The sequence below is a fragment of the Dyadobacter sp. LHD-138 genome (genome assembly GCF_030929615.1).
In the GTDB taxonomy this organism is placed as follows: Bacteria; Bacteroidota; Bacteroidia; order Cytophagales; family Spirosomataceae; genus Dyadobacter.
Genome location: NZ_JAVFVU010000004.1, coordinates 260,511 through 280,279, shown reverse-complemented (window position 1 = coordinate 280,279; position 19,769 = coordinate 260,511). Strand labels below are relative to the sequence as shown.

The following is a 19,769-nucleotide window of genomic DNA, read 5'->3' as shown; positions in this document are numbered from 1 at the left end:
AGATAAATGCTGTTTTTGTCGAAATCAATAGTTAAAAAATGAAACATATTTCTTTTGTAAGAAAGAAACTCACTTTTATGAAATTCATCCCGCAAATCAAGAATCTTAGGTTTAATGATGAATCATCCTTAGACATCCCAAGACTAGCAAATCTGCAAACAGAGAAGATCAGATCAAAAATAGATCCTATACAATATGAGCGTTTTGCGAGAAATAAGTTTACCAAACCTGCCACCGACATTTATGCCATGTACAGCCCTTATAGCGAATCGTACAGGGCATTTTATCCATTTATCGCTTTCCTCAGACAAAAGCTGAAAAAGGGAGATGTAATCGTCGATCTGTCTAACCGTACCGGCTGGTCCGCATTTTTACTTGCAGGACTTTTCCCAGAACAAAAAATCGTCAGTTGCTGGGAAGGCAATTCAGACGTACTTGGATACAACGGTTTCAACTTTTGGATAAACGAAGCGGAAAATATTCCGAACCTGGAAATTTGCTTCACAAAACTTAGAGAAAAACTACCGTTTGAAACCGATAGCGTGCGTGTCATCTTCGGTTTCGACATTTTGCATCACCACGTTCGGTCACCATTGTGCGATGAAATATTTCGTATCGTAACGCCGGATGGTTTTGTATTTTTCCCACATGTACATTTGGCAAACAGTGATCCTGACCCATTTTTCAAACGTGGCGGTGACCTCATTCACGGACTGGAATATCAGGAGGTTTTCAATCAGAATATCAACGATTTCCATACTTCAGTTTATTCGGAACCTCAGCTCTTTTTATTTCAAAAAGGAGCTATCAAAGAGGTATACCCAGATCCCGAAACGACAAACTATAACGGACTGGTGGCACTATCGCCTCAGGACGATTCATTTCACGGCAACTTACGTTCATTTCATTTTTTGGACGAATATGGATTAAATAACTGCAATGCCATTTTTAACTATCTTCTGGAAACAAATGTTTTAGGGATAATTTCGGAAACTTCCAATCCTGTTCTCAATGAACATATGGAACGGCATCCGGTGTATATGGATGTGCTTGAAACTGTGACCGGTTATGAACTAAGTGATCTTGAAAGGAAAGTTGTATACTGGATAAAAAAGGGTTTTACATTACAAAGTATTCAGGTCATCCTCGCGATTGAAAGTGAATTGTATAAAGCGTTGTTAAAAAATCTGGATCGGTTCGAAATTATTCAGGTCCTGCCCGTAAACCAAACGGCGATAAGACTTCAGATTTACCATGCAACGCAAAAATGGGTTGAAGCAGAAGGATATCATACCTTACCTGCGCTTTGGAAAACAACGCTAGATTTATATCCCGAAAACAATTTCCTGGCCGATGATAAAGCAGGCGTTTCATATTCGTATCAGGAAACTGACCAGATCGTCAAACACATCATCACTTCTTTGCACGAACGGGGTTTAGAACATGGAAATTTAATTTTATTGGAAGACAGCTATTCGGCAGCGTCCTTTTCAATCTTCTGGGCGGCTATGCATATGGGCATTATTTGTGTGCCCTATACTACTTCTGTGTCAAAAACAGCGTTAAATAATCTTGTAGCAAAATACAACCCGGCAATGATCTTTTCAGAAAAAGAGGTCATTACTGAAACAAATGTGCCAAATGTTTTTTTTGACGAAACCTATGAAGGAGAAAACATCAACCATTTCCCCGGCTGGCTTGCCGACGAACCTGCTGACTTCATACCCTCGGTTCAAGAATCGGACATTGCCGTCATTCTGAGTACCTCTGGCTCTAATGGCTCGCCCAAAGGTGTAAAACTTACCCATGCTCAGCTCTTTCAGAGCGCTGCCAATATGGTGGATACCTATAACTGGACCGAAAATGATCGTTTTCTTGCCATTGGGAGCCTTGGCTCAATGTCCGGATTACGCAACGCCTGTATTGTTCCTGTTAAATGCGGTGCCTCTGTCGTACTCGCTGACAGCGAGGATCTACATTTACCATCACGTCTTGCCGATAAAATAGCGGAACATCGCATCAGTATATTTTCGGGGGCTCCGGTGTTGTATCATCAGTTACTCCTTGTCAAAAGTTTAAAGCAACAGGTTAAAAGCCTACGACTCGCTTTGTCAACGGGGAGCAAGTTGACTGAAAGGCTAAAAAATGATTTCTTTGAGATAACCGGTCTCAGCATAAAAAACTATTACGGGCTCACCGAAACCTCCGGTATTTGTATTGCACAAAGGCTCGCCGATGATCCATCTCCTGAGAACTGTGTTGGTTTCCCAGTAGATGCACTTATTAAAATCAAGGGCGCGGCCAACACGGGAGAGCTTTATGTTTATAGTGGAAACCTCTCAAACAATTATTTTGAGGAAGAAAATACAATGGATCTGGATGATGATGGCTGGCTGAGAACGAAAGATCTTGTAACCATCGCTGAAAATGATTCTATTTGTTTGAAAGGCCGAATCAAAAACTTCATAAAAACGCAACGGAGTGAAATTATTTATTTCTCTCACCTTGAAGAAGTAATAGATCAGTCAACGACTGGCAACTATGCGTTAATCCCTTTTATAAAAAATGAAGCCGAATATCTCGCCTTGTTTTTAGAATCGGGTCAGTCTGATATCAAACAAACCGAAAAACTGATTTTAGAAAAAATCAATGAAAAATTCGGCCTGTGGACAGTGCCACTGGCTTTTTTCCACATCGATTCCATTCCCAGAAAACAAAATGGAAAAGTAGACACGCAAAAACTATTGGAAATTATATGAGTATTGTATCAGCGTTTGAAAGAGCAAAATTAAACAAAACCAAGACCTTCGCCATTCTTGAAAAAGATGAAAAGATAACCTTTGAAAATATTCTCACTCAAGCTACCAGGCTTTCATTACTTTTTAAAGATCTGAATCTTTCGCCCGGAGCTAAAATAGTGCTTTCAACAACAGATAAAAAAAGTTTTGCAGAAATCCTGCTCTCGGCGTATCGCTACGGACTAACAGTGCTCTTGATTGATCCTAACACGAGTCTCCACAGGTGTGAATCCATATGCGGCACCGCCATGCCCGACGCTTATTTTTTAGACGAGTTACTGTTTGAAAAATGGAATATTTCCATTGACGGCAATATCGCGATCAAGAAAGTAAAGACTGCAAAAACAGGATTATTCAGTAAAGTTTTCAAAAAAGAGACAACCGCTTCGGATGATAACAATTATCCCGCAGTACTTGAAAAATATGCTTCCCGTGAAGCAAAATATCCTGAAACAATTCCTGACAATGAGACGGCCTACATCATTTTTACTTCCGGAACCACCGCGAATCCAAAAGGTGTAGAAATTAGCTACAAGGCACTGTTCTCGCACATGAATACACTTGAAAAAGTCTATCAGCTAGACCATAGCTGTGCCATATTCAATAATCTTAATCTCTTCCACGCCGACGGCTCCAATCAGGGACCTCTATTGGCATTTACGGCAGGTTGTACCTGGGTTTCAAGTGTGGAAATAGATGTAAAAAAGCTGAATCTGGTTGCCAGTGCGATCTACAAACACCGGATTTCGCACTATGTGACAGTGCCGACGATTCTGGCATTCCTGGAAAAATATATCGAAGGTTATGATGATTCTTTTCAAACCGAAGACTTCAGATACATCATTTCAGTAGCCGCACAACTGGATCCTGTTTTATGGGAAAAGACCGAGAAACTACTGAAGGTACCCATTGCCAACGTGTACGGTCTGACCGAAACCGTTAACGGAAGTGTCTATGCGATTCCCGGGACGCCAAGTCACAAAATCGGCACCATTGGCAAACCTGTCGATTGCGAGATCAAACTCCTGGATTCGGCAGGTATTGAAGCCGCGGCCGGAGAATTGCTGATCAAAGGTGAGCACCTGATGAAAGGTTATTACAAAAATGTAACCGAGAGCGATGCTATTTTACAGGATGGCTGGTTATATACCGGGGACATCGCTGAACGCGATTCCGATGGCTGCATCAGAATTATCGGCCGTATCAAACGAATGATCAACAGTGGTGGATTCCGAATTCATCCCGAAGAAATCGAAGAAATATTACTGGGAATGCCGGGTATTCAGGAAGCCATTATCATGGGTCTGGACGATCCCTTGATGGTAGAAAAAATGGTTGCTTTCGTTGTTCCTGACCAAAACGTAACCTTGTCGATAAATGATATTTATAAAAAACTACGGGCTGTACTGGAACAGGAAAAAATACCTGCGGAAATCCTGATCAAAGAATCTTTACCAAAAAATACAGGTGGCAAAACGGATCTGACAGCGCTCAAAAGCTCCATATCTACTCCCAATACAGCATCCAAAAACGTTGCTGATCTCGATCAAAAGATACTATCGATGGCGGCCGGTGTTTTTAAGATCGAAAGAAACGAAATAAACCTTGCCAGCACGCCAGGCTCACTCGCAGGCTGGGATTCTCTCAATCATTTCGTTCTTATTACCAATCTTGAAGATGAATATGACCTGACACTGACTACGCAGGATATCATGTCGATGGACAGTATGGGTGCTATTTGTAATCTGGTAAAAAGCAAGCTTCCATGACACCACCACTTAAATTGTGGAGAAATGTATTAATCTTTTGCTTTTTAGTCAGCACTTATCTGACTGGATACCTCCACAGTGATAATGCGCCAAACAGGCAAACCGCTACCTATTATCAGGAAAAAATAAAATGGTTTCATCGAACCGGGAAGGACACGATTTCAATCATCGTATTGGGTTCCTCACTGGGTGTTCATGCATTCGGAGAGGCGCCTAATTTACTAGTAAATTGTAAGCCCGTTAAAATACTACGCCTTACTATCATGGGACTGAGCATTGATGGCATTGAGTCGCTTGGCCTTATGAAGACGATTGCAGACTTCCCGCCGAACTACCTGTTTCTTGAAAGTAACTTGTTAGTATCATTCAGTGACTCGCCAAAAAAGTCGGATTTTTTAAAAAATTTCAATGTATGGTTTATCAGAAGCAATCCCTTCATTCTAATCCGTAACGACCGTCAATTTATAGAAAACGCCATTGAGACACATCTGCATAAACTGCCTCCTATTTACTTTGATAAACAAAAAGACTTGGTACAAACTACACTAAGATCTAAAAGACAGTACAAACTCAGCGGTCAGGAAAAAGTTGTGATCGACGAATCATTGAGAAAACTGCATCAAAATCATTGCAAAATTATTTTTGTAAACTATCCGATTATTGAGAGTAGTGCGTACCAGAAAATTCAAGTAGAACTAGACAGGAAATTACAAAAATACTACACAGAACATCAGATCAATCTTTGGAAAATGCCCCCCAATCTGATGAATGATAGCTTATTTATGGACGGCGCTCACATGAACGAATCAGGTAGTCACGTTTTTGTTCCATGGTTTTTGGACCGGCTAAATGAGGAGATATGCAGCAATTAATAGAATTCTTCCTCGTCTCTTTTGCCGCAGTGACGTTGTCCTGGACTTTTCGCGGAAGGTCTGGCATGATGACCATACCCCTCATAACAGCGGTTTATCTCCTGTATAAATCTCCATTGAGCCTTCTTTTATTGCTGATCATTGTTTTTGCAAACTATTTCATTCTTTCAAAAAGTAATTTTTCGCAAAAAATTCAAATAATACTCTGTCTCACAGTCACTGGTGGAATACTTCTTTTTGCAAAAATCAAGCTTGCCTTATCCGACGGTTGGGTTATTCCCCTGGGACTTTCCTATTACGCATTTCGTAATATTCATTTTGCCCTCGAATGTTATAAAGGCAAAATTCGGCAGTACACTTTACTGGAATATCTTTCATACAACCTTTTTATTCCGGTAATGCTTGTGGGGCCGATCAACCAGTATCAGCTGTTCATCAAAGACTGGCAACGCCGACGATATGACGAAAACAATATAAGTTATGGCCTCGAACGAATTCTCTACGGTTTCACCAAAATTACCCTCATTGCCAACTATTTTATTTCAAAGAAATTAACTTTACAAATAGAGTCATTACATGACCAGCATCTCTGGGTATACACTTTTTCAGGATTGTGTATTTTCGTGTTCAATGCTTACTTTCAGTTTGCGGGTTATTCGGATATAGCCATCGGCCTGTCACGCCTGGCCGGAGTCCGCATCAATGAAAACTTCAATTATCCATTTTTTTCCGTCAACATGCGTGAGTTCTGGACACGCTATCACATGTCTTTATCGCAATTCTGTAAAGATTACGTTTATACGCCCATTGCTTCCTATTTTCGTAATCCGCTTCTTGGCGTTGTGCTCACGATGGCAATCATCGGATTATGGCATGAGCTCAGTTGGCGTTATCTGGTTTGGGGATTGATCCAGTTTGCCGGGATTACCTATTCAGGAATTCTACCCGTTGGCAATTCATCTTTCCTAAAAAACATCAGCAGACTAGGAACAGGCCTTTTCTATATTTTATCCTGTGTAATTATCAGTAAAACAAGTTTAGAAGAAGTGCTAAGCATTTACAAAATCCTTTTTTTCCTGAATTAATATGTACGAATTCCTCCGTCAATATTTACCCGAGAAATTAGCCAATATTGCTATCCAATGCTGGTACATCCTGCTCATTCTGATCAATCTGTATCTGGCGAATTTTGCTGGTACTGAAGGTGTATTCAGGTATGTTGGATGGTGAAAATTTAAAAAATGGAGTTTGGTTTCCAAAACAATTGAGCCAATAAACTAAAAATAATTACTTTATTCCAATTGCTAAAACGCGTGTCCGCTGGTCGGTGAGCACGCGTTTTTTGTTGTATACCAAATCAACAATCCCAAAAATACTGACCAAAGTCATTCAACTTCCAAACCTGGGTCATCTTCTCTCCCACCCCAATCCCCCAAATTTGATCATCGATTCGAACACGTGTCGAATTACACTTCAACTTCATTTAAGCTTTTGTTTCACAAGAACATATCGCATCAAACGCAACCCATGAAAGCTGATTTAAATATTACTATTGAAAATCCTGTCCACAAAAAACATACCTGTTTTCATTGCGGTGAAACCTGCAAGGATGAGGTTGTTCTTTTCGATGCGCATGAATTTTGCTGTGACGGATGCTCGGTTGTTTATGACTTGCTGAAGGAAAATGATTTGTGCGGTTATTACAACATCGGTGGCGCCCAGGGAATTTCTCCGGATGCTGCCTATTTCTCCGGCAAATACGATTATCTCGATCTTCCCGAAATAACCGAAAAATTGCTGGAATTTACCGACGGCAAACTCTCCCGGGTTAATTTGCTGGTCCCCAAAATGCATTGCAGCTCATGCATCTGGCTTTTGGAACAATTGCACCGGCTGAATCCCGCCATCCGCAGCACTGTCGTTAATTTCCCAGAAAAGAAAGTCCGCATTACGTATGATGCCCGTCAAATCAAATTAAGTCAGCTTGCCGAACTTATCACCAGGATCGGTTATGAGCCTTACATCAGCCTGAATGACGTTGAGGGAAAACAAATAAAAAAGTGGAACCGCACACGGCTTTATAAGATCGGCATATCCGGTTTTGCTTTCGGAAATATCATGATGCTCAGCTTCCCGGAGTACTTTCACTTAAGCGAAAGTATTTCCGACCAAAGTCTGGGAAATCTGTTCAGCATTCTAAATCTGGCATTGAGTCTTCCGGTTTTTTTCTATTGCGCCTCCGATTTTTTCAAATCTGCGTGGTCTGCTTTGAAGGGGAAATATTTGAATATTGACGCCCCGATTGCACTGGCCTTACTTTGCGTTTTCCTCACCAGTTTGTATCAGATCATCACCCAAACAGGTCCTGGTTATTTCGATTCCCTGGCCGGAGCAGTGTTTTTTATGCTGATCGGGCGTTATTTTCAGGATAAAACCTATGCCGGAATTTCGTTTGACCGGGACTATAAATCCTATTTCCCCGTTGCGGTAACCGTTCTAAAAGATTCAGCAGAAACCCGCGTTCCTATTACGGATCTGCGATCCGGTGACCATATGCTCGTCCGTAATCAGGAGCTCATTCCTGCCGACGCCGTTTTGCTAAGCCCGCGTGCTCTGATTGATTACAGTTTCGTATCCGGTGAAGCGGAACCCATTGAGCGAAAAGCCGGTGATACAATTTACGCAGGCGGGAAACAGACAGGTTTGTCTGTTGAACTAAAAATCCTGCGCGAAGTTTCGCAAAGTTATCTGACACAACTATGGAACAGCGACACTTTTACCCGCGATAAGGAAAACCAAAACCAGACCCTTGCAGCACGCATCAATAAATATTTTTCTGTAATCGTGCTGGGTATTGCCGTCCTGACTTTCCTGGTTTGGGCTCTGATCTTTAAAAATCCGGAAGTCGCCTTTAATGCTTTTACAACCTCTCTGCTAGTGGCGTGCCCCTGTGCGTTATTGCTGTCCTCGACTTTTACCAATGGTAATTTATTAAGTCTTTTTGGTAAAAACCGTTTTTATCCAAAAAACGCCCACGCCATTGAAAGGCTTTCGCGCATCAATACCGTCGTTTTTGATAAGACCGGAACCATCACACAGGTCAACGATGCAGAAGTTGAATTCGTCGGAAAAACCCTGACGGAGGAAGAACTCGTTATGATCAAAACACTTGCCATACAATCCTCACATCCACTAAGCAGAATGTTGGTTAAGGAATTATCAGACACCACGGCCAGTCGACGGACACTATCACATTTCGAAGAGATTGAAGGTGCGGGAATTAAAGCTTTTTGGGGAAAAACCGAGGTAAAACTGGGTTCAGCCAAATGGGTGGGCAGCGCCAGTCCGATTGAAAGAATGGATAATGCCTCGCATGTCTATATATCGGTTGATAGTAAAATCCGGGGCTATTTCATGTTAAAAAGTAAATACCGGCCAGAGCTCGAAAAAACAGTAAAAATCTTACAGGACGAGGGTTTTGAAACCTATCTTTTGTCAGGCGATAAACCTACGGATAAAACACTGCTTACGCCCGTTTTCGGCAATGAATCACATCTTCTATTTGAACAAAAACCGGAACAAAAACTGCATTTCATTCAAACACTTCAGCAAACTCAGGAAAAAAATGTGCTGATGATCGGCGATGGGCTGAATGATGCCGGAGCGCTGCGCCAAAGTAACGTAGGATTGGCTGTTTCGGATGATATCAATAACTTTTCTCCGGCCTGTGATGCGATCGTGGAAGGAAATCAACTGATCCGTTTACCGGCTTTTATCAACCTGGCAAAATCCGGGCAAAAGATCATAAAACTAAGTTTTGCGATCTCCCTACTTTACAATGTCTTTGGTTTAACCTTTGCAATATCCGGGAAATTATCGCCAGTGATCGCCGCTATACTCATGCCTGTGAGCTCAATAACCATCGTCCTGTTTACTACGATAACGAGTAATCTTGCCGCCCGAAAATGGTTAAAAAACTGACGAGCATCAGTTAGAACACCGGATAAAAGTCATCGTTCCCCACGCCTTCAACCGGTAGTTTTGACATATAAAACCACTCACCCTCCACGATCATAAAGTACCGATTATCAAATAATTACAAAACAATAAATTCCATGAGCGCACTTTATCTGTTAATCATCGCCAGCTTATTGGTAGCCATTGGCTTTCTCGGCGCATTTATCTGGTCAGTGCGCCGCGGCCATTTTGACGACGACTACACGCCATCCGTCCGGATTCTGCTGGATGAAAACGAATCCGGCTCATCTGTTCCGAAATAACCCTTCGCACGTATAGCCATAACTTATTACCCAAATTTATTCACCATTCTCTCACTCAAAATTATGTCAAACCATCCTAATCCAGCTATCTCATCTGTCGGGCTGGACGAGTTTCAATATGACAACCGGATTGTTCGGAACTTTGCCATTGCTACAATCCTGTTTGGACTTATTGGCATGCTCGTTGGGCTTCTGGCTGCTTTCCAGCTTGTATTTCCTAATCTGAATCTGGATTTACCTTATACAACTTTTAGCCGGATCCGCCCGCTGCATACCAATGCTGTTATTTTTGCCTTTGTAGGGAATGGCTTTTTCACAGGGATGTATTATGCCGCGCCAAGGGTTTTACGTACACCCATGTGGAATCCGGCGTTAAGCCGTTTCCATTTCTGGGCCTGGCAGTTCATCATTGTTTGTGCGGCCATTTCTTTGCCGATGGGATTAACCACATCCAAAGAATATGCCGAACTGGAATGGCCATTGGATATCGCCATCGCCGTTGTCTGGGTTTCTGCCCTGATCAACCTGGTCATGACAACCATTAACCGCCGCGTGGAGCATATTTATGCGGCTGTGTGGTTTTTCATTGCTTCTTTTGTTACCGTTGCTATGCTTCATGTGGTGAACAGTATGGCACTTCCGATATCTTTTTTCAAGAGTTATTCCATCTACGCAGGGGTGCAGGACGCCCTGGTGCAATGGTGGTACGGACATAATGCCGTGGCGTTTTTCCTGACTACACCCTACCTGGGGCTGATGTACTACTTTTTACCAAAGGCAGCCAATCGCCCGATTTATTCCTATCGTCTGTCGATTGTACACTTCTGGGCTTTGATTTTTCTATACATCTGGGCTGGTCCTCACCATTTACTTTACACTGCACTTCCTGAATGGGCGCAGACCCTGGGAACTGTCTTTTCGGTCATGCTGATCGCTCCCTCATGGGCAGGCATGATGAACGGGCTAATGACTTTGCGCGGTGCCTGGGATAAAGTACGGGAAGATGTGGTGCTGAAATTTTTCGTGGTGGCCATTACCGCCTATGGTATGGCGACTTTTGAAGGGCCGATGTTATCCTTCAAAAATGTAAATGCCATTGCGCATTACACCGATTGGATCGTGGCCCACGTACACGTAGGTGCCTTAGGATGGAACGGTTTTTTGACATTTGGTATGTTATACTGGCTTTTTCCGCGCCTTTACAGCCGTCCGTTGTTTTCTCCCAAATTGGCAAATTTCCATTTCTGGATCGGAACGCTGGGGATAATTTTTTACACCGTTCCCATGTATTGGGCTGGTTGGGTACAGAGCTCCATGTGGCAAGAATTTACACAGGAAGGTTTATTGAAATACCCTAATTTCCTGGAAACCGTTACACAGCTCGCGCCGCTTTATTTTCTGCGCAGCGTAGGCGGCACTTTGTACATCATCGGGTTTGTAGTCATGATCTACAACTTATGGATGACTGCCTTAAAAGGCACATTGGTACCTTCAGAAACGGCCAGAGCCATGCCATTGTCGGCCATCTGGCAACCCGCTAAAAACGAACACTGGCACCGCAGATTAGTGGAACGTAAGCCGCTGGCATTAACAATTTTCGCACTGGTAGCCGTAGCAATTGGGGGCATGATCGAAATGATCCCGACCTTTATGATTAAGTCTAACGTACCAACCATTGCCAGCGTCAAACCTTACAGTCCACTGGAACTTCAGGGCCGGGATATTTATGTGAGAGAAGGCTGTTACGTATGTCACACGCAAATGATCCGTCCTTTCCGTTCCGAAATCGAACGCTACGGTGAATACTCCAAATCGGGAGAATTTGTTTATGACTTCCCGCATCAGTGGGGTTCAAAACGTACCGGTCCGGATTTGCACCGGTTAGGCGCCAAATATCCTGACTCCTGGCATTACAACCACATGGAAGATCCCACTTCTATGTCGCCTGGATCGATTATGCCACGGTATGGCTGGCTGCTTGAAGATGATCTGGATACCTCAACGACGGCCGCGAAAATCCAGGCCATGCAGACGCTGGGTGTTCCTTATGAAAAAGGTTATGAACGTATTGCCAACGCCGAGCTGCACAAACAGGCCAGGGAAATCCAGGGCCGGTTAAAACAAAGTGGTATCAAAGCCAATGAAAATAAAGAAATCATCGCTTTGATTGCTTACCTGCAACGTCTTGGGACTGACATAAAAACAAATAAGTGATTTTCCAGCGCACAGGCGGCCAGCAAAGTCGCCTGTGCATCCAAATACATTCACATTATGAAATTTCGAAACTATCTTGAAACCATTGCGGGTGTGGAAATTTTCCCGCTGATTTCACTACTTATATTCTTTTTGTTTTTTGTCGGACTGCTTGTGTATGTTTTCCGTTTGGATAAAAAATCCGTGGATCACATGAAAAACATTCCCTTGCAAGACGGAAGCTTAAAAAAAGGGCTTCTTTCCATCGCATTTTTAACCTTGCTATCTACCACTGCTTTTGCTCAGGAACAAACCGAACCGGTCAGAGCTATTTCCGGCACTGACATTTTGCTGATCATATTGCTGGGCGTGCTGTTTTTTGTGATGGTTTTGGTGATTATATTATTGGTCAATGCCTTATCTGTTTTAAAAGAAGTCACAAACGCAAATCCTGAAAACGCAGCAAAATCGTTTCTGAATATCGGCTGGTGGAAAAATTTCGGTGGTGTTGGTATCGCCTTGCATGATGAAAAACAAATCCTGATTGAAGGTCATGATTATGATGGCATCCAGGAACTGGATAACCCGATGCCGCCATGGCTGCAGTCCTTATTTATTTCCACAATCATATTAGCTGTAATTTATGGCACCTATTATTTCAGTGGACTCGGCGACTTGCAAATTGCCGAACTAGACAAAGAAGTCGCGCAGGCAGACATCGCAAAAAAAGCATATCTTGAAAAAGTAGGTTCCAGTATGGATGAAAATACAGTAATTGCGATTTCAGAGGCAGCTGGAATTGATCAGGGGAAAGCAATTTTTCAGGAAAAATGCACGGCCTGCCATGGACCGGAAGCCGGTGGAGGTGTGGGGCCTAATTTAACGGACGACTATTGGCTGCACGGCGGCGGCATTAAGAATGTGTTCAAGGTGATTAAATACGGTGTGCCGGAAAAAGGGATGATTTCCTGGGAAAAACAACTCTCTCCAACCGATATCCAGAAAGTGTCCAGTTATCTAATATCGCTAAAAGGGACCAAACCCGCCAACGCAAAAGAACCGCAGGGTGATTTATACGAACAAGGGAAAAGCACCGGCGACAGTACCTTGGCGAAAAAGTGAATCTGTGTAAAAAACAGGGGCCAGCCATTCGCTACGCAATTATTGCAAATTATTTTCTTTAAATCTCAGCAAAAAGTTTTCCAAAAAAACAAGCTGCTGATTGTGACCATAAAATTATGAAGTCTACGCTCGTTCCTCCCGAAGATTCCTTCCGCGACCATTTCAGCGGCGTTAATGAAGATGGAAAACGAAACTGGTTTTATCCGCAAAAACCCAAGGGGGACTGGCATAACCGGCGTATTTGGTTTACAGTCGCTATCCTTACCCTTTTATTTGTAACACCATTTTTAAAATACAACGGACAGCCGCTTTTATTGTTCAATGTGCTGGAACGTAAATTTATCATTTTTGGATTATTCATTGGCCCGCAGGATTACTGGCTGTTTGGGCTTACGATGCTCTCGTTTATGGTATTTATCGTTCTGTTTACGACGATATTCGGGAGGCTATGGTGCGGATGGGCCTGCCCTCAAACAGTTTTTATGGAAATGGTTTTCCGGAAAATTGAGTATTTCATTGAAGGTGATAGCGGCAAACAAAAACTATTGAATAAAGCGCCCTGGACAGGCGACAAGATCCTGAAAAAAGGAGCTAAATACCTGGCTTTTTTACTGGTCTCATTTTTGATTGCAAACTTACTGCTCTCCTATGTCATCGGTGTGGACGCATTATCCAAAATCATCAGCGAACCCATCGATGAGCATGTTGTGCTTTTTTCAGGAATAGTCATTTTTACAGGTGTTTTTTACTTCAATTTTGCGTGGCTGCGTGATCAGGCCTGTACTGTGGTTTGTCCCTATGGACGTCTGCAAGGGGTATTGATGGATCGAAATTCGATCGTGGTTGCCTATGATTACAAACGCGGAGAACCCCGGGAAAAACTACATAAAGGACACGACCGTACCGCAGGCGATTGCATCAGCTGCTTTCAGTGCGTCGCCGTTTGCCCGACGGGAATCGATATCCGGAACGGAACACAAATGGAATGTGTAAACTGTACCGCCTGTATTGACGCCTGTGACTCGATGATGGATAAGGTTGGTTTTGATCAGGGGTTGATTCGGTACACGTCCGAAAATGCGATTGTCAGCGGTACAAACAAACTGATCACAAACCGTACCCGTGGGTACATCGTCGTGCTTGTGCTGCTATGGTCCGCGCTCGGATACCTGATTGCATCCCGTAATGATACGCAGACAACCCTCTTCCGTGCTCCTGGCAGTCAATACATCGAAAATAAGGATGGGACGATCAGCAATTTATACACCTTCAAAATTTTCAATAAAACAAACCAGATCGTAAAACCTGTGCTCCGTCTGGACGATCCGAAAGGCACATTATTATTCGCCGGGAAACCCGACCTCACACTCGACGGTGCAGGTATGGCAGAAGGGACTTTGTTCATCATCATCCCAAAATCCGAGTTAAATACGAGGAAAACGAAGTTAAAACTATCGGTTTTCCAGGGCAATGAAAAACTCGAAAGCTTTGAAACCACATTCATGGCACCCGAGGAATAACCGCAACGATAACCAATAATCTTATGAAACTAAATTGGGGAGCAGGCATTGCAATTCTTTACACAGGATTTGTGGCCATGATATTAGTGTTGGTGGGCATGAGTGTCAGCCAGAAAATCGATCTGGTAACGGATCAATACTATGCCGAAGAACTGCGTTTTCAGGATAAAATAAATAAAGTGCAAAGAGCGGAAAAACTGACCGAGCCACTTCGGTGGGAAGTGGATGAAAGCGGAATAACCATTCATTTCCCTAAAATGTTTTCAGCCAAAAATATTTCCGGAAATGTGAAGTTATACTGCCCGTCAGACGATAAAAAAGACCTTGTCTTTCCCGTCCAAACGGAAGATCATAGTCAATTCATAAAATCCTCCCAAATCCCCGACGGCCGGTATTATTTACAAATTGACTGGAAAAACGGTTCAGAAACCTATTGGAACGAAGATCTCATCGTAATGAACAGCAACCCTCAAAAATAATGACCAGCGCCCTTCCATACCTGGCGCTGACCATGGGACTGATGAGCAGTTTCCATTGCATCGGTATGTGCGGACCGATTGCAATGGCTATCCCGGTTCAGGGGGGCAGTAAATTCAAACGATTTACCGGAGTATTTGTTTACAACAGCGGAAGAGCCATCATGTATGCTGCACTGGGCCTGTTTTTGGGAGGACTCGGTTCTTCAATCGTTTTTATAGGCTACTTTCGTTATCTCTCCATTTTGTCCGGTATCCTGATGCTGGCTTACGTCCTGTGGCCTCACCGCCTGGATCGTTATTTCCATCCTCCTCAGTTCTGGAAAAATTTGGTACAACTGATTAAAAACCAAATGTCGTCCCTGCTTCGAAGCAGGTCTTTAGCAAGCACTTTTTTACTGGGCGTATTTAATGGCTTACTTCCCTGTGGTCTGGTATATCTTGCCCTGATCACCTCCATCGCAACCGGAAGCCCGACTTACGGCGCCTTGTTCATGCTCGTTTTCGGGATCGGAACGATGCCTGTCATGCTCGCTGTCGGTTTTTTCAAACAATGGCTTAGCATTTCCCTTCGCACCAAAATGCGAAAACTCATGCCTGTCATACTGAGCATTGCCGGTATCATACTTATTGTAAGAGGGTTATTAATCCAATACCCTTCCAGTATCGACAACAACCAGGAAACCATAACTGTTTGTCACGGAAAATAATGCTTGCCGCACCCATTGAATTCCTTGCCAAAGTAAGTTTTTAACATGACCAGAGTCATGTTTTAACCCATACCACCTCACTAGTTTTGATCCATAGAAATTAATTCAAAACACGACTCCCATGGATAAGGATTTGCTTTTTAAATACAATACTCCCGGGCCTAGATATACCAGTTATCCAACCGTTCCCTACTGGCAAAAAACACCGCCAACGGAACAAAAATGGAAAGAACTTGCAAAAGAAGCGTTCAGCGTTTCGAACGAAAAAGAAGGAATCAGTGTATACATACATCTCCCGTTTTGCGAAAGTTTGTGTACCTACTGCGGTTGCAATACCCGGATAACGGTCAATCATAAAGTAGAAGAAACTTATGTAAACGCCGTTTTAAAAGAGTGGGCTTTATATTTTTCCATTTTCGGGGAAACGAAACCAGTCATCCGGGAAATACATCTGGGAGGCGGAACCCCAACATTTTTCAGTCCTGAAAACCTTACTAAACTGATTGAAGGTTTATTGCAAAATACCACTGTTCATGCACAGGCTCAGTTCAGTTTTGAAGCACATCCGGGCAATACCACCGACGCACATGTACAGGCACTTTACAATGTCGGATTCCGTAGAATCAGCATAGGCGTTCAGGATTTCAATCCGCTGGTTTTGGCAGCTATAAATCGCCACCAAACCTATGAACAGGTCAGCCATCTGACAAAAAAAGCCAGAGAAATTGGTTACACTTCGGTCAACTTTGATATCGTCTATGGTCTGCCATTTCAAAAAGTTTGCACGATGATGGAAACCATTATGCGCGTCATTCCGCTGCATCCCGACAGGATCGCCTTTTACAGTTATGCGCATGTTCCATGGATCAAACCCGGGCAAAGAAGGTACACGGAGCAGGATTTACCAGATCCGGATAAAAAAATGGCGATTTATGAAACCGGTCGTAATGCCCTGGAAATTTCAGGTTATCACGATATCGGCATGGATCATTTTTCCCTGGAAACCGATGAACTTTACAAGGCACAGCAACGCGGCCAGTTACACCGGAATTTCATGGGTTATACCGACACCCACACACGGCTTTTGATCGGACTTGGCGCATCTTCGATCAGTGACAGCTGGACCGGTTATGTTCAGAATGAAAAAAGTGTGGAAGCCTATTATGCACAAATAGAAGCGGGCCGTCTGCCTGTTTTCAAAGGTCATGAACTGACAAAAAATGATCTGATTTTGCGCAAACATATCCTGCGTATTATGACGCAGTTTTCCACCACCTGGGAACAGGAAGACGAGGTTTGTGACGACTTGTATAAAGCCATCGGGCGGTTGTCTGAATTACAATTCGATGAGCTGGTTAAAATTGAGCCTTATCAACTGCATGTAACTGAAAAAGGAAAGGCTTTCGTGCGAAACGTTTGCATGGCCTTTGATGCGAAACTCTGGGAAGAGCAGCCCTTAACATCCATTTTTAGCCAGACGGTTTAGTTTAATTGAAAGTGGAAAGCGGAAAGCGGCCGACGCGCGATTAAAAGTTTGGTCTGGCGACACGATGCCGTGTTATACACCTGTGGTTCAGAAAGTTTCCTCTTCCAGCATTCACTCATGCCATCACGCCATCATTCATCACTGAAACCCGTCAAATTGATAAAAGTTTGTTCTCTTCAACTATGTCCTGTAACTTGGTATGTTTAGTACGTATATAGAAAAACAGACCGAAGCCATGACACGGCATATTGAAATGCTTGATGCCCTATTTAAACACGCTACCGAAGGGATTGTAGTGGTGAATAAAGAAGGGGTTATCGTAATGCTGAATCCCAAAGCACTTGAACTTTTTGGCTATGCCGAAGGGGAGTTGGTAAACCAGAACATTGAAACGCTAATCCCCAGAAGATTAAGCAAAAGACATGTGCATCACCGCGACACCTACCTGGAATCCCCTCACGCACGTGGAATGGGTAGCTCTCTGGAATTGTTTGCCCGCCGTAAAGATGAAAGCGAGTTTCCGGTGGAAGTTAGTTTAAGCCCTTTTCAAACCAGCGAAGGCCAGTTTGTAGTAAGTTTTGTCGTTGATATTACCGAAAGGAAAAAACAGGAAAACATTATCCAAGAGGCAAATCAGGAAATTCAAAAACTGAATGCTGAACTCGAAGAACGCGTAAACCAGAGAACAAAAGAATTGGCAAAGGCAATTCGCAAAATTGAACAGTCGCAGGAAGAGGTCATGCGCGCTTTAAAAAAAGAGCGGGAATTGAATAATATGAAAAGCCAGTTTGTCACCATAGCTTCGCATGAGTTTCGTACCCCCCTGGCCACGATCCTTTCCTCCGCTTCGCTGATTGGAAGATATCCGAAAGGTGAAGAAGAAGATAAACGGCAAAAACATGTGCAGCGGATCAAGTCAGCAGTAACCAACCTGACTGAAATTTTGAACGATTTCATGTCCATCGGAAAACTGGAAGAAGGACGTATTCACAGTGTTTCGGTTTTCACGCTGCTGCCGGAATTTTGTAAGGGACTTATTGAAGAGATCCGGGGTTTATGCAAGGAAGGTCAGCAAATATTGTTTTCACATCAGGGGAATCCGGAAGTATGGATTGATAAACAATTACTTCGGAACGTCATTTTTAACCTGATTTCCAATGCCATAAAATATTCCGGACCCGGAAAACTGATCAAGCTGAATGTTCGTGCCGATGGAAAAACGATTTTCATTGAAATTATGGACCAGGGCATTGGAATTCCTGAGAGTGACCAGGTACATATTTTTGATCGCTTTTTCAGGGCAAACAATGCCGGTAATGCACAAGGAACAGGATTAGGACTGAATATCGTACAAAATTATGTGGACCTGATGGGCGGAAAAGTTTCATTTTCCAGCGAAGTAGACAAAGGCACAACTTTTCATGTTGAACTTCCGGACCAGCTGCCCGCCACAATTTAATTTACATCAATTTTTGAAATGGAAAATAAGAGAATCCTGTTGATTGAAGATAATCCGGAAATGCGTGAAAACACGGCCGAGATATTGGGATTAGCCAATTATGAAGTTTTGACGGCGCAAAACGGGAAGGAAGGCGTACAGGTAGCACATCACGAAAAACCTGACCTGATCATTTGTGATATCATGATGCCCGAACTGGACGGTTATGGTGTGCTGCATTTGTTGAGCAAGGATGATCTGACAGCCAATATCCCCTTCGTTTTCCTGACGGCAAAAGCAGAAAAAAGCGATTACCGCAAAGGTATGACCATGGGTGCGGACGATTATCTTACCAAGCCCTATGATGATGTTGAACTTTTGAATGCGGTTGAAATAAGATTAAGAAAAAGTGAACGGTTAAAAGGACATTTTACCCGGACAGCCGAGGGACTTGATGCGTTTATTCATGAAGCAAAATCGTTTGATTTGATCACCAAACTTGCCGATGACAAAAAGGTCAAAACGCTAAGAAAAAAAGAAACTATTTATACGGAAGGCAGTTTTCCTTCCAATGTTTTCTTCCTTCAGAAAGGCAAAGTAAAGGCTTACAAATCCAACGATAACGGCAAGGAGTATATTACTGAATTATATAAAGAGGGAGATTTCTTCGGGTACCTGGATCTGCTTCAGGGAGAGCCCTACCAGGAAACCACCATATCACTGGAAAAATCAGAAGTGGCGATCATTCCCAAAGATGACTTTTTCAATCTGATTCAGGGGAACCGGGAGGTCGCTACCAAGTTTATCAAAATGCTTTCCAATGAAATTAAAGACCGTGAGGAACGGTTGCTGCAACTGGCCTATAACTCGGTGCGCAAACGGGTTGCGCAGGCACTGGTGATGCTGGTACAGCGCTACCAGGAAGATAAATCGAAACCATTTTCCATGGCCATCACCCGCGAAGATATCGCCTCGATGGTGGGTACCGCAACGGAAACCGTGATCCGCACCCTGTCCGACTTCAAGGAAGAAAAACTGGTCGATATGAAAGGGAGCCTCATTACGGTACTTGAATATGAAAAACTGTCCCGCATGCGCAATTAAC

14 protein-coding genes are annotated in these 19,769 nt (G+C 43.2%); all 14 read left to right on the top strand.

Going from position 1 to position 19,769, the window contains the following annotated elements; translation table 11 throughout:
• The first annotated feature begins 38 nt into the window (after positions 1-38).
• Positions 39-2,759 carry an AMP-binding protein gene (locus RB622_RS03920; protein WP_308045205.1) on the top strand — a complete coding sequence of 907 codons (2,721 nt, stop codon included), beginning with the start codon at positions 39-41 and terminating at the stop codon, positions 2,757-2,759.
• Positions 2,756-4,567 (top strand): AMP-binding protein, encoded by a 1,812-nt coding sequence (locus RB622_RS03915; RefSeq protein WP_308045204.1) that lies wholly within the window; start codon positions 2,756-2,758, stop codon positions 4,565-4,567. Before RB622_RS03920 ends, RB622_RS03915 begins: the two co-directional genes overlap by 4 nt.
• Positions 4,564-5,439: a hypothetical protein gene (locus RB622_RS03910; RefSeq protein WP_308045203.1), complete on the top strand. Its 876-nt coding sequence runs from the start codon at positions 4,564-4,566 to the stop codon at positions 5,437-5,439. Before RB622_RS03915 ends, RB622_RS03910 begins: the two co-directional genes overlap by 4 nt.
• Complete coding sequence (locus tag RB622_RS03905) at positions 5,427-6,524, top strand: MBOAT family O-acyltransferase (RefSeq protein WP_308045202.1); 1,098 nt, start codon at positions 5,427-5,429, stop codon at positions 6,522-6,524. The genes RB622_RS03910 and RB622_RS03905 overlap by 13 nt, the downstream gene beginning before the upstream one ends.
• A gap of 442 nt (positions 6,525-6,966) precedes the next feature.
• On the top strand, positions 6,967-9,420 hold the full coding sequence (locus RB622_RS03900; RefSeq protein WP_308045201.1) for a heavy metal translocating P-type ATPase metal-binding domain-containing protein: 2,454 nt from the start codon (positions 6,967-6,969) through the stop codon (positions 9,418-9,420).
• 134 nt (positions 9,421-9,554) lie between these two features.
• Entirely contained in the window at positions 9,555-9,719 is a 165-nt protein-coding gene (gene ccoS / locus RB622_RS03895) for a cbb3-type cytochrome oxidase assembly protein CcoS (RefSeq protein WP_308045200.1), read from the top strand.
• 63 nt (positions 9,720-9,782) lie between these two features.
• Positions 9,783-11,933: a cytochrome-c oxidase, cbb3-type subunit I gene (ccoN, locus tag RB622_RS03890; RefSeq protein WP_308045199.1), complete on the top strand. Its 2,151-nt coding sequence runs from the start codon at positions 9,783-9,785 to the stop codon at positions 11,931-11,933.
• Positions 11,934-11,990: 57 nt separating this feature from the next.
• Entirely contained in the window at positions 11,991-13,034 is a 1,044-nt protein-coding gene (locus RB622_RS03885; RefSeq protein WP_308045198.1) for a cbb3-type cytochrome c oxidase N-terminal domain-containing protein, read from the top strand.
• 116 nt (positions 13,035-13,150) lie between these two features.
• Positions 13,151-14,554, top strand: a complete 1,404-nt coding sequence (gene ccoG / locus RB622_RS03880; RefSeq protein WP_308045197.1) for a cytochrome c oxidase accessory protein CcoG — start codon at positions 13,151-13,153, stop codon at positions 14,552-14,554.
• A 23-nt stretch (positions 14,555-14,577) separates the two neighbouring features.
• Positions 14,578-15,033 (top strand): FixH family protein, encoded by a 456-nt coding sequence (locus tag RB622_RS03875; protein ID WP_308045196.1) that lies wholly within the window; start codon positions 14,578-14,580, stop codon positions 15,031-15,033.
• On the top strand, positions 15,033-15,740 hold the full coding sequence (locus tag RB622_RS03870) for a sulfite exporter TauE/SafE family protein (RefSeq protein WP_308045195.1): 708 nt from the start codon (positions 15,033-15,035) through the stop codon (positions 15,738-15,740). Before RB622_RS03875 ends, RB622_RS03870 begins: the two co-directional genes overlap by 1 nt.
• Before the next feature lie 121 nt (positions 15,741-15,861).
• The gene (gene hemN, locus RB622_RS03865) at positions 15,862-17,226 is read left to right on the top strand and encodes an oxygen-independent coproporphyrinogen III oxidase (protein WP_308045194.1); all 1,365 of its coding nucleotides are present in this window, start codon (positions 15,862-15,864) and stop codon (positions 17,224-17,226) included.
• A gap of 199 nt (positions 17,227-17,425) precedes the next feature.
• Positions 17,426-18,685 (top strand): PAS domain-containing sensor histidine kinase, encoded by a 1,260-nt coding sequence (locus RB622_RS03860; RefSeq protein ID WP_308045193.1) that lies wholly within the window; start codon positions 17,426-17,428, stop codon positions 18,683-18,685.
• A gap of 18 nt (positions 18,686-18,703) precedes the next feature.
• Entirely contained in the window at positions 18,704-19,768 is a 1,065-nt protein-coding gene (locus RB622_RS03855; protein WP_308045192.1) for a response regulator, read from the top strand.
• The last annotated feature ends 1 nt before the right edge of the window (position 19,769 follow it).